The 12,086-nt window shown below is 67.3% G+C and carries 11 protein-coding genes; 6 read left to right on the forward strand and 5 right to left on the reverse strand.

What is annotated here, in order from left to right; all coding sequences use genetic code 11:
• Window positions 1-12 precede the first annotated feature (12 nt).
• A complete protein-coding gene (locus tag FOC67_RS15745; RefSeq protein WP_009313845.1) occupies window positions 13-1,191 on the forward strand; it encodes an MFS transporter in 1,179 nt (392 codons plus the stop codon).
• A 21-nt stretch (window positions 1,192-1,212) separates the two neighbouring features.
• Window positions 1,213-2,172, forward strand: coding sequence for a CFTR inhibitory factor Cif (gene cif / locus FOC67_RS15750; protein WP_003091045.1), 960 nt, complete (start codon window positions 1,213-1,215; stop codon window positions 2,170-2,172).
• Between the two features lie 19 nt (window positions 2,173-2,191).
• Here cif and FOC67_RS29765 read toward each other — a convergent pair whose 3' ends face one another.
• Window positions 2,192-2,323, reverse strand: a complete 132-nt coding sequence (locus FOC67_RS29765) for a hypothetical protein (RefSeq protein ID WP_003091046.1) — start codon at window positions 2,321-2,323, stop codon at window positions 2,192-2,194.
• Window positions 2,324-2,781: 458 nt separating this feature from the next.
• Between FOC67_RS29765 and FOC67_RS15755 the strand changes: the two genes are divergently transcribed.
• Window positions 2,782-3,363, forward strand: a complete 582-nt coding sequence (locus FOC67_RS15755; RefSeq protein WP_003110288.1) for a cytochrome b — start codon at window positions 2,782-2,784, stop codon at window positions 3,361-3,363.
• Window positions 3,364-3,518: 155 nt separating this feature from the next.
• Window positions 3,519-3,767 (forward strand): hypothetical protein, encoded by a 249-nt coding sequence (locus FOC67_RS15760; RefSeq protein WP_003091048.1) that lies wholly within the window; start codon window positions 3,519-3,521, stop codon window positions 3,765-3,767.
• Window positions 3,768-3,822: 55 nt separating this feature from the next.
• Here the strand turns inward: FOC67_RS15760 and FOC67_RS15765 are convergent, their stop codons facing one another.
• On the reverse strand, window positions 3,823-5,352 hold the full coding sequence (locus tag FOC67_RS15765) for a nucleobase:cation symporter-2 family protein (protein ID WP_009313844.1): 1,530 nt from the start codon (window positions 5,350-5,352) through the stop codon (window positions 3,823-3,825).
• A gap of 428 nt (window positions 5,353-5,780) precedes the next feature.
• Between FOC67_RS15765 and paaP the strand changes: the two genes are divergently transcribed.
• Entirely contained in the window at window positions 5,781-7,391 is a 1,611-nt protein-coding gene (gene paaP / locus FOC67_RS15770; RefSeq protein WP_003101464.1) for an aminopeptidase PaaP, read from the forward strand.
• Between the two features lie 86 nt (window positions 7,392-7,477).
• Here the strand turns inward: paaP and FOC67_RS15775 are convergent, their stop codons facing one another.
• From FOC67_RS15775 to FOC67_RS15785, 3 genes are all read right to left on the reverse strand, one after another.
• On the reverse strand, window positions 7,478-8,617 hold the full coding sequence (locus tag FOC67_RS15775) for a thiolase family protein (RefSeq protein WP_003110287.1): 1,140 nt from the start codon (window positions 8,615-8,617) through the stop codon (window positions 7,478-7,480).
• A 121-nt stretch (window positions 8,618-8,738) separates the two neighbouring features.
• Window positions 8,739-9,383, reverse strand: coding sequence for a VWA domain-containing protein (locus tag FOC67_RS15780; protein ID WP_009313843.1), 645 nt, complete (start codon window positions 9,381-9,383; stop codon window positions 8,739-8,741).
• A 20-nt stretch (window positions 9,384-9,403) separates the two neighbouring features.
• Window positions 9,404-10,417, reverse strand: a complete 1,014-nt coding sequence (locus FOC67_RS15785; protein ID WP_009313842.1) for an ATP-binding protein — start codon at window positions 10,415-10,417, stop codon at window positions 9,404-9,406.
• A gap of 566 nt (window positions 10,418-10,983) precedes the next feature.
• Between FOC67_RS15785 and FOC67_RS15790 the strand changes: the two genes are divergently transcribed.
• The gene (locus tag FOC67_RS15790) at window positions 10,984-12,078 is read left to right on the forward strand and encodes a 3-deoxy-7-phosphoheptulonate synthase (RefSeq protein ID WP_003091055.1); all 1,095 of its coding nucleotides are present in this window, start codon (window positions 10,984-10,986) and stop codon (window positions 12,076-12,078) included.
• Window positions 12,079-12,086: the final 8 nt, after the last annotated feature.

The following is a 12,086-nucleotide window of genomic DNA, read 5'->3' on the forward strand; positions in this document are numbered from 1 at the left end:
AGGAGTCTTGCCGTGCTATTGCCCATCCTCCTGCTGGCCGCCGCCGGCTTCACCATCCTGACCACCGAGTTCGTCATCGTCGGCCTGCTCCCGGCGCTTGCCGCAGACCTCCAGGTCAGCGTCGCCCAGGCCGGCCTGCTGGTCAGCCTGTTCGCCTTCAGCGTCGCCGCCTTCGGTCCATTCCTCACCGCCGCGCTGGCGGGCGTCGAACGCAAGCGGCTGTTCGTAGCCTGCCTGCTGCTGTTCGCCGCGGCCAATGCGCTGGCCGCCGTGGCCGGCGATATCTGGACGATGGCCGTGGCGCGCTTCGTCCCGGCCCTGGCGCTCCCGGTGTTCTGGGCCATGGCCAGCGAAACCGCCGCGCACCTGGCCGGCCCCTCGCGCGAAGGACGCGCCGTGGCGCTGGTGTTCTTCGGCATCGTCGCCGCCACCGTGCTCGGCATTCCCATCGGCACGCTGATCGCCGACGCCTGGGGTTGGCGCCTGGCATTCGCCGCACTCGCCGCGCTGGCCCTGGCCAAGGCGCTGCTGCTGGCCGCCTGGCTGCCGCGCATTCCCGGACGGCCGGGCGTCTCGCTGCGCAGCCAGGCGAGCGTGTTGCGCCAACCGCTGGTGCTCGGCCACCTGTTGCTGTCGCTGCTGGTCTTCACCGGCATGTTCACCCCCTACACCTACCTGGCCGACATCCTCCAGCGCCTGGCCGGCTTCAGCGGCTCGCTGGTCGGCTGGACGCTGATGGGCTTCGGCGCGGTAGGCCTGCTCGGCAACTGGCTCGGCGGGCGCCTGGTGGATCGTAGCCCGCTGGGCGCAACCCTACTGTTCGTCCTGCTGATGGCGCTGGGCATGCTCGCCCTGGTGCCGACCCTCGGCAACGCCTGGCTGCTCGCCACCACCCTGGCGACCTGGGGCGTGGCCCAGGCAGCACTGTTCATCGTCGGCCAGGTGCGGGTGATGAAGTCCGCGCCGCGGGCCCCGGCGTTCGCCGCCTCGCTGAACATCTCCGCCTGCAACGCCGGGATCGGCATCGGCGCCCTCGCCGGCAGCCGGGTGATCGACGGCAGCGGCCTGGCGCCGCTCGGCGAGGTCGGCGCGCTGGTCTGCCTGGCGGCGATGGCCGTGGCCCTGCTGCTGATGCTGGCGCCACGCCAAGCTGCCACCGAGCCGTCCCTCGGCGGCCACATCCCTCACTGACCCCACCAAGGAAGCACAACCATGATCCTCGATAGACTCTGCCGCGGCCTCCTGGCCGGCATCGCCCTGACCTTCTCCCTGGGCGGCTTCGCCGCCGAGGAATTCCCCGTCCCGAATGGCTTCGAAAGCGCCTACCGGGAAGTCGACGGCGTGAAGCTGCACTACGTGAAAGGCGGCCAGGGGCCGCTGGTGATGCTGGTGCACGGCTTCGGCCAGACCTGGTACGAATGGCACCAACTGATGCCGGAACTGGCCAAGCGCTTCACCGTGATCGCGCCGGACCTGCCCGGCCTCGGCCAGTCCGAGCCGCCGAAGACCGGCTATAGCGGCGAACAGGTCGCCGTCTACCTGCACAAGCTGGCCCGGCAATTCAGCCCGGATCGCCCGTTCGACCTGGTGGCCCATGACATCGGTATCTGGAACACCTACCCGATGGTGGTGAAGAACCAGGCCGACATCGCCCGCCTGGTGTACATGGAAGCGCCGATCCCGGACGCGCGGATCTACCGCTTCCCGGCCTTCACCGCCCAGGGCGAGTCGCTGGTCTGGCACTTCAGTTTCTTCGCCGCCGACGACCGCCTGGCGGAAACCCTGATCGCCGGCAAGGAGCGCTTCTTCCTCGAGCACTTCATCAAGTCCCATGCCAGCAACACCGAGGTGTTCAGCGAGCGCCTGCTGGACCTGTACGCCAGGTCGTACGCCAAGCCGCACAGCCTGAACGCCTCGTTCGAGTACTACCGCGCGTTGAACGAGAGCGTGCGGCAGAACGCCGAACTGGCGAAGACCCGCCTGCAGATGCCGACCATGACCCTCGCCGGCGGCGGCCACGGCGGCATGGGCACGTTCCAGCTGGAGCAGATGAAAGCCTATGCGGACGACGTCGAAGGCCATGTCCTGCCCGGCTGCGGCCACTGGCTGCCGGAAGAGTGCGCCGCGCCGATGAATCGCCTGGTGATCGACTTCCTCAGCCGCGGTCGCTGAGTCGTCCCGGTCCGGGCGATCAGAACTGCTCGCCCGGGCAGAACAGGCAGCGCAGCAGCAGGGTCATGAGCACGACAGCGCCGGAAACCAGCAGGTAAGGCAACGGGGAGAACAGGTCGTCCTGGTCCTTGCCATCGTGCTCACTACTCATGCTCTCACCTCGAGAATCGTCATGGCGGAAAAGACGCAGGATATGCACTTGCCGTCCTTGAAAGTGCACGGCGAAGTGTTCGAAGACTATAGAAACGAAGCGATCGAGTTCAATTACATCTGTGTCAGCTTGCTGTCGGCAAAACGTCAGCGGAAAGACAACGGAATATATTTCCCGATAATGCTTGCGGGGTCTGCCGCGCGCCGCCCCCAGGCTCTCCCAGCGTGAGGAATAGCCTCGGCGAAGGAAAAACCCACTTACAATGATCCCGACCCGGAATTATTCCGCCAAGTGGGCTCCGTTTCGGAAAAAAGCGACTCGCAGCACTGTTTCGGTGCAATAACGTCACATGTGAAAGTTTCGATTAAGCTTTCCGTTATCGATTATCCATAAATACGTTTGATCGCTCTCCGGACGTTTCATAGATTGCACGCCTTCACTCTCTGCGAGGCATTCCCGTGACGCATCCAGCGACCGTCTACAGCCTGTCCACCCGCCTGCTGCACTGGAGCATGGCGTTCTGTTTCATCGGCGCGATCGTGCTGGCCTATTTCGTCATCTGGGTGCTCGGCCACGACCACCCGCAGCGCCTGCCGGTACTCAACCTGCACTGGGTGCTGGGCCTGCTGGTCGGCCTGCTGCTGATCCCACGGATCGTCTCGCGGCTGCGCGGGCCGCGCCTGCCAGCGGTCCCCGGCACGCCGCTGGAGCACCGCCTGGCGCACTACGCGCACCTGTCGCTGTATGCCTTGATGCTGGTGATGCCGCTCACCGGCTACGTCGGCACCCGCCTGCCCACCGACTTCGGCCTGTTCGTGGTACCCAGCTTCAAGGACACCGCGCTGTTCGCCTGGATTTCGCAAACCTGGAACCTGAGCTGGGAGGCGTTCGAGAAGCCCTTCGACGCCGTTCACCGCGTGGTCGGCCTGTGGCTGAGCACCTCGGTGGTGCTGCTCCATGCGCTCGCCGCCGGCTACCACCAGTGGGTCCGCCGCGACGGCACCCTGGAGCGCATGCTCGGCCGTCGCCAGCGCCGCTGAGCGGGGCCCTTCGTCGGCTCTCGCGGCGGCTCGGCGACGATCTGCTATAGAGGTAGGGACACGCAGGGAAAACCTCGCCGCCCCGAGGCTCCTCCGTGGCAACCACAGGCGTCGCGCAGGTAGCCGGGTCGGCCTCCGACAGAGAGGAGCATGCCATGGCCAGCCTGCACTGCCAGCACCGCAGCTACACCATCACCGCCGACGTCGTCGAGCATCCGGGCATTCCCACGCCCTGGGCCGGCGGCTGCCACATCACCGATCCCGAAGGCCACACCAGCAAGCGCATCGCCCTGCCCGTGCGCTTCGCCTTCCTCGCCGACCTGGAAAACGCCCAGCGCGCCTCCATCGCCCACGGCAAATGGCTGGTGGACCAGCGCCTGGACCGCGGCAAGGCGCTGTTCTGAAGCGCACAACGAAAACGGCCCTCGCAAGGAGGGCCGTCGTTCATCGCGGCGCGGCTCAGGCGCTGCCGGCTTCAGCGGTTTCGCTGCGCCGTCGCGGCGGCGCGCCATGGCTGTCGTCGCCGGCCAGCGGCACTTCGTTGCCCTGGGCGTCGTACAGCTTGCCGTCGAGGAAATAGTCGCCTTCGTGCAGGGCGGCGATGTCCTGGTAGCGCAGGGTCCGCTCGCTGGCGGCGACGAACACCGACTGCTGGTCGGAGTTGCCGGCAGTGAAGTGGTTGAACGCCAGGTTGAGCAGGATCGCCATGATCGCCGAGGAACTGATGCCGGAATGGAAGATGGTGGCGAACCAACTGGGGAAGTGATCGTAGAAGGTCGGCGCGGCGATCGGGATCATGCCGAAGCCGATCGAAGTGGCGACGATGATCAGGTTCATGTTGTTGCGGTAGTCCACCTTCGACAGGGTGCGGATGCCGCTGGCGGCGACCGTGCCGAACAACACGATGCCGGCGCCGCCGAGCACGGCGGTGGGCACCGCGGCGATCACCCGGCCCATCACCGGCAGCAGGCCGAGGATCACCAGGAACAACCCGCCGGTGGCGACCACGTAGCGGCTCTTGATCCCGGTCACCGCCACCAGGCCGACGTTCTGGGCGAAGGCGCTCTGGGTGAAGGAGCCGAAGATCGGCGCCAGCATGCTGGAGAACATGTCCGCGCGCAGGCCGTTGCCCAGGCGCCGCGAGTCGACCTTGGTGTCGATGATCTCGCCTACCGCGAGGATGTCCGCCGAGGTTTCCACCAGGGTCACCATGATCACGATGCACATCGAGATGATCGCGGCGACCTGGAAGGTCGGCATGCCGAAGTGGAACGGCGTGGGAAACGCCACCAGCGGGCCTTCGGTGACCTTGGAGAAGTCGGCCATGCCGAGGAACACCGCGATGACGGTGCCGATGACCATCGCCAGGAGGATCGACAGGCGCGAGATCGAGGCGCTGCCGAGCTTGCTCAGCAGCAGCACGATGACCAGGGTGATCGCCGCCAGGCCGATGTTGGCCATGCTGCCGAAGTCCGGCGCGTGGCTGTTGCCGCCCATCGCCCAGCGCGCGGCGACCGGCATCAGGGTCAGGCCGATGGTGGTGATGACGATGCCGGTCACCAGCGGCGGGAAGAATTTGGTGATGCGCGAGAAGATCGGCGTGATCAGCAACCCGATCAGCGAGGCCGCCATCACCGCGCCGAGCACTGCGGGAATGCCGCCGCTGCCACCGCTGCCGATGATCGCCACCATGGTCGCCACGCCAGCGAAGGACACCCCCTGGACCAGCGGCAACTGACAGCCGAAGAACGGCACGCCGAGGGTTTGCAGCAGGGTCGCCAGGCCGCCGGCGAACAGCGAAGCGGCGATCAGCAGGCCGATGTCGCCGGGCGCGAGGCCAGCGGCCTGGCCGAGGATCAGGGGGACCGCGACGATACCGCCATACATGGTCAGCACATGTTGCAGGCCGTAGGCCATGTTGGCGCCGACACCGAGGTTCTCGTCTTCAGGCCGTGGAACGGATGGAGTTCCGGAGGACGTCGTTTTCATGGTGCGCTGTTCTCGCTTTTATTGTTGTGCGCACACTGTAGACAATTCGATCCGAAAATATCCAGAAGAATGTATACAAAAATTCCAACAAATCTGTGACAGCGCTGCCGCCGTTCACCTCCGCTCGCGCGCTTATCCGCGCGCCAGACGGTTTCCTTCCTGCTGCACCATCCTCCCAGCCCCGACCAACGGCCATGGGCCCGCGCCGAAGGGCATTAACGATAGAAAGCCGCCCTCCATCCCGCCAGCGAGCTATCAGCAATTCTTCCGCGAAAAGTTGATGAAATTCACATTTCAGGAATTACGCCAGGACAGCCCGGAAAGCGCTCCTAGTCTGGCAGTCAGGCCGTGCCCGAGGCGACATTTCGGGCAATAGCGCCATGCCATCAACGGCTTATCGATCATCGCCTCACAAGGAACGGAGTCTCATGAGCAACAAGAACAATCTCAGATACGCACTCGGCGCCCTCGCCCTCTCGGTTTCCGCCGCATCCCTGGCGGCACCTTCGGAAGCGCAACAGTTCACCGAGTTCTGGACCCCCGGCAAACCCAACCCGTCGATCTGCAAATCGCCGTTGCTGGTCAGCACCCCGCTTGGCCTGCCGCGCTGCCTGCAAGCCAGCAACGTGGTCAAGCGCCTGCAGAAGCTGGAAGACATCGCCAGCCTCAACGACGGCAACCGCGCCGCCGCCACGCCGGGCTACCAGGCCTCCGTCGACTACGTGAAGCAGACCCTGCAGAAAGCCGGCTACAAGGTCAGCGTGCAGCCCTTCCCGTTCACCGCCTACTACCCGAAAGGCCCGGGTAGCCTGAGCGCCACCGTGCCGCAGCCGGTCACCTACGAATGGGAGAAGGATTTCACCTACCTGTCGCAGACCGAGGCAGGCGATGTCACCGCCAAGGTGGTCCCGGTGGACCTGTCCCTCGGCGCCGGCAACACCTCCACCAGCGGTTGCGAAGCGGAAGACTTCGCCAACTTCCCGGCCGGCTCGATCGCGCTGATCCAGCGCGGCACCTGCAACTTCGAGCAGAAGGCCGAGAACGCCGCGGCCGCCGGTGCCGCCGGGGTGATCATCTTCAACCAGGGCAACACCGACGACCGCAAGGGCCTGGAGAACGTCACCGTGGGCGAGTCCTACGAGGGCGGCATCCCGGTGATCTTCGCCACCTACGACAACGGCGTGGCCTGGTCGCAGACCCCGGACCTGCAGTTGCACCTGGTGGTCGACGTGGTACGCAAGAAGACCGAGACCTACAACGTGGTCGCCGAGACCCGTCGCGGCAACCCGAACAACGTGGTGATGGTCGGCGCGCACCTCGACTCGGTGTTCGAAGGCCCCGGTATCAACGACAACGGTTCGGGCAGCGCCGCCCAACTGGAGATGGCCGTGCTGCTGGCCAAGGCGCTGCCGGTCAACAAGGTGCGCTTCGCCTGGTGGGGCGCCGAGGAAGCCGGCCTGGTGGGCTCGACCCACTACGTGCAGAACCTCGCCCCGGAAGAGAAGAAGAAGATCAAGGCCTACCTGAACTTCGACATGATCGGCTCGCCGAACTTCGGCAACTTCATCTATGACGGCGACGGTTCCGACTTCGGCCTCCAGGGTCCGCCCGGCTCGGCCGCCATCGAGCGCCTGTTCGAAGCCTACTTCCGCCTGCGCGGCCAGCAATCGGAAGGCACCGAGATCGACTTCCGCTCCGACTACGCCGAGTTCTTCAACAGCGGCATCGCTTTCGGCGGCCTGTTCACCGGCGCCGAGGGCCTGAAGACCGAAGAGCAGGCGCAGAAGTACGGCGGCACCGCCGGCAAGGCCTACGACGAGTGCTACCACAGCAAGTGCGACGGCATCGCCAACATCAACCAGGACGCCCTGGAGATCCACAGCGACGCCATGGCCTTCGTGACCAGTTGGCTGTCGCTGTCGACCAAGGTGGTCGACGACGAGATCGCCGCCGCCGGGCAGAAAGCACAATCGCGGTCGCTGCAGATGCAGAAGAGCGCCAGCCAGATCGAACGCTGGGGTCACGACTTCATCAAGTAACCGCGACTACCCTGCGCCGGGCCGCCGGCGCAGGTTCCCCATCCAGGCCCGGCTCATCCACCGGGCCTTTTTTCATTGGCGCGCGATCACTCCACCGCTTCCAGCAGGGTCGCCACGCCCTGGCCGCCGGCGATGCACTGGGTGGCGATGGCATAGCGCCCGCCGGTGCGCCGCAGCAACGCGGCGGCCTTGCCGGTGATCCGCGCGCCGGTGGCGCCCAGCGGATGGCCGATGGCCAGGGCGCCGCCATCCAGGTTGATCCTGTCCATGTCCAGCCCCAGTTCGCGGATGCAGGCGATGGATTGGCTGGCGAAGGCCTCGTTGATCTCCACCAGGTCGATGTCGGCGATGCCCAGCCCGGCCCGTTGCAGGACCTTGCGCGTCGCCTGCACCGGACCCATGCCCATGATCTCCGGCGCACAACCGGCCACCGCCACCGCCTTGATCCGCGCCAGGATCGCCAGCCCGTGGCGGCGCGCGAATTCCTCGCTACAGACCAGCAGCGCAGCGCTGCCATCGGTGAGCGGCGACGAGGTGGCGGCGGTGACGCTGCCGCCGAACGCCGGCTTCAGTTGGGCCAGGCTCTCCAGGTTGGTACCCGGGCGGATGCAGCCATCCTCGGCGACCCGGCCGGCAGGTGTGTCGATGGCGACGATCTCCTCGCGCAGCAAGCCGGCCTCGCGCGCGGCGACTGCCTTGGCGTGGGAACGTACGGCCATCTCTTCCTGCTCGACGCGGCTGACGGCGTAGCGCTCGGCGACATTCTCGGCGGTCTGCCCCATGCTCATGTATACCGCCGGATAGTCCTGCAGCAACGCGGGATTGGGCGACAGGTTGAAGCCGCCCATCGGCACCCGGGTCATCGACTCCACCCCGGCGGCGATGAAGGCTTCTCCGGCGCCCAGCAGGACTTGCCCGGCGGCGTAGTGGACAGCGCTCATGGACGAACCGCAGAAACGGTTGAGGGTCGCGCCGCCGAGGCTCTGCGGGAAGCCGGCGCGGAAACTGGCGATGCGCGCGATGTTCATGCCCTGTTCCGCCTCCGGATAGGCGCAGCCCATGACCACGTCCTCCAGCAGAACAGGGTCGAGATCGAGTTTCTCCACCAGGCCCTTGAGCACCGCGGCGGCCAGGTCATCCGGGCGGATATCGACCAGCGCGCCTTTCCTGGCGAAGTGGAACGGCGAACGGGCGTAACCGGCGATAACGACTGAAATCGGCGACATGAGGATATCTCCGTGAGATGGATTGGCTGGATCGCAGGAAGATATTACGCGCATAATATTTATTGAATGACACTCGAAATACAATTTGACCGAAAAAGCCGCAGGGCTCGCCGAAACGCCCTCAGACTTCGTTCAATTCACTGATATGCCGATACTCGGCCCCCAGCTCCCGGGCCAGGCGCTCGGCCTTGCCCAGGCGCAACGGGCCGCTTTCGAGGTCGATCAGCAGACTCGGGCAGGCAGCCTCCGGCAGCGCCGGCCAGTCGCGCAGGCGGCCGTCGGTAAGCACCAGCAGACGCTGATGCTCGGCGGGTTTCTGCCGCTGTCGGCGCGCCAGCCAGCCAGCGGCCTGGTGCAGGGCGTCGAGCAGCGGCGTACCGCCGCCGGCGCCCAGCTGGCGTAGCCAGTCCTGCAACTCCCGCGAAGCCTTCTGCCCCTGCCAGAGCCATTGCGCCTGCTGCCCGGTGGCGTGCAGCACGGCCAGGCGGACGCGCTGCCGATAGGCCTCCTCGAACAGCGTCGCCAACAACCCCTTGGCCTGGGCCAGGGCGCCGTACCGGCGGGTGCTGGCGGAGGCATCGACGATCACCAGCCAGAGTTCGCCCGGGTGCCGGCTGCGCGGCTGGCGAAGCAGGTCGCGGCGCTGTCGGGGACGTCCGCGCAGCAGGGTCGGCAACCATTGGATGGCGCCCTCCGCACCCTGGCTCAGGGCGCCGCCAAGACCGCCGCGCAGGGCTCCGGGTCTGCTCCTGGCATCCGCACCCATGACCGAGCGCGGGCGGATGCTCAGGGCTTTTTTGGCCAGCGCGGCAGCTCGCGGGCGGTCCCCATGGCCACCGGCCGAGCCGGCAATTCGCCCCACTGCCCTTCGCCGTCGCCGGCGCGCTCCGGGAGCGCGGCAGGGGCCGCGGGCGGTGGCGGTGGATTGGCCGCCGATGGCGGCGGGCTCGACTGGCGACGGCGATGCAGCAGGGCGAAATGTTCCACCGCATCGATGTCCTCCGCCTCGATCCGCTCGCCGCCGCGCCAGGCCGCATGGGCGCGCGCCGCGCGCAGCCAGACCAGGTCGGCGCGCAGGCCATCGACAGCCGCCTCGAAGCAGCGTCGGGCGATGCTGTCCAGCGCCGCATCGTCCAGGGGAATCCGCGCCAGCCGCCGGCGCGCCTCGGCGCAACGGCGGCGCAGGGTGTCCTGCTGGCCTTCCCAGCGTTCGACGAAGGCCTGCGGGTCGGCATCGAAGGCCAGCCGGCGACGGATGATCTCTGCCCGCTCGGCCGGCGGCGGCTGGGTGTCGAGGCGCACGTTGAGGCCGAAACGGTCGAGCAGTTGCGGGCGCAGTTCGCCCTCTTCCGGGTTCATCGTGCCGATCAGCACGAAACGCGCCGGATGCCGGTGGGAAATGCCATCGCGCTCGACCAGGTTGACGCCGCTGGCGGCGACGTCGAGCAACAAATCCACCAGGTGGTCCGGTAGCAGGTTCACCTCGTCGACGTAGAGCACGCCGCCGTCGGCCTTGGCCAGCACGCCCGGGGAAAACCGCGCGCGACCTTCGCCGAGGGCGGCGTCCAGGTCGAGGCTGCCGACGATGCGCTCCTCGCTGGCGCCCAGCGGCAGGGTAACGAACTCGCCCGCCGGCAGCAGTTCGGCGACGCCCCGCGCCAGGGTCGACTTGGCCATTCCGCGCGGCCCCTCGATCAGTACCCCGCCGATCGCCGGATCGACCGCGGCCAGGCACAGCGCCAGCTTCAGTTCGTCGGCGGCGACCACGGCGGACAGGGGGTAATGCACGGTAGCGCTCATGGGGATTCCTGCGGCGGACGGAAATACGGACCGCCAAGTCTATCAGGCCGGCGGCGCCGGTATCGAACCGTGAAACAGTCGTTGAACCGGCCGCCTCGCTTGCAGTAAGCTCGGGACTCGTTCACGGGAGAAACCCATGCCGCACACCCGCCATCCGCACCTGCACTCCAGCGCCTCGCGCCCTGGCCTGTCGTTGCGCGCGCGTGCGCCGCAGGCACCCCGTGCCGCGTATTTCTTCGGGTATTGGTTTAGCCACTCCGGCGCCTGATACCCCAACGGCGCCCACGGTATACGGGACGCCTACCCTGCACACGCAAACCCCCGGTCGGCTCCCCGACCGGGGGTTTTGTTTTTCCAGCCCGATTTTCCGGCCCACAAGGCCACAACCACAGACCAACGCACAGGACATCGATCATGACCGCATACCGCTACCGCACTGGCTACCCGCTCAACACCTGGCGATTTAGCGACGGCCGCCAGCCGCTCGCCAACCCACGACATTGCCGAACACCTCGATAGGGCACGACGCGCGCGGGATGCCCGCCGCCAGCCCAGGAAGCCAGACCATGAACTCATCCGTATCCGCACTGACCGCCCTTTCGCCGAACGCCCAGGCCGTCGCCCTGCCCAGCGCCACCGCCCGTACCGCCCTGGAACGCCTGCCCAGCCCGCTCGAACTCAAGGCTCGCCAGCCGTTGCCGCTGGAGCTGGCCAGCCAGGTCGCCGCCAGCCGCGACGCCATCCGCGCCATCCTCGACGGCGACGACCCACGCCTGCTGGTGGTAGTCGGTCCCTGTTCGATCCACGATCCCCGCTCCGCCCTCGAATACGCCGAACGCCTCGCCGCGCTGAGCGACGAACTCGACGGCCAGTTGCTCCTGGTGATGCGCGCCTACGTGGAAAAGCCACGCACCACGGTGGGCTGGAAGGGCCTCGCCTACGACCCGCACCTGGATGGCAGCGACGACATGGCCGCCGGCCTGGCGCTATCCCGGCAACTGATGCTGGACATGCTGCGCCTCGGCCTGCCGCTGGCCACCGAACTCCTGCAACCGCTGGCCGCCGGCTACTTCGACGACCTGCTGAGCTGGGCGGCGATCGGCGCGCGCACCAGCGAATCGCAGATCCACCGCGAGCTGGTCAGCGGCCTCGGCCTGCCGGTGGGCTTCAAGAACGGCACCGACGGCGGCGTCGGCATCGCCTGCGACGCGATCCGTTCGGCGGCCCACGGCCACCGCCATTTCGGCCTCGACCCGCACGGTCACCCGGCGCTGATCGAGACCCGCGGCAATCCGGACACCCATGTGGTGCTGCGCGGCGGCCGCCACGGTTCGAACTACGGCCCCGAGCAGGTGCAGGCCGTACGCCAGGCCCTGGAAAGCCAGGGCATCGCCACGCGGATGATGGTCGATTGCAGTCACGCCAACAGCGGCAAGAACCCGCTGAACCAGCCCGGCGTCCTCGCCAGCGTGCTGGACCAGCGCCTGGTCGGCGCCAGCGACCTGGTCGGGGTAATGCTGGAAAGCCACCTGTTCGACGGTTGCCAGGCGCTCGGCGGCGAACTGCGCTACGGCGTCTCGATCACCGACGGCTGCCTCGGCTGGGAAGGCACCGAGCGGATTCTCCGCGACGCCGCCCGGCGGCTCGCCGAGGGGCGCTGAAAGCGGCG

This window comes from Pseudomonas sp. FDAARGOS_761 (assembly GCF_013343155.1).
In the GTDB taxonomy this organism is placed as follows: domain Bacteria; phylum Pseudomonadota; class Gammaproteobacteria; order Pseudomonadales; family Pseudomonadaceae; genus Pseudomonas; species Pseudomonas aeruginosa.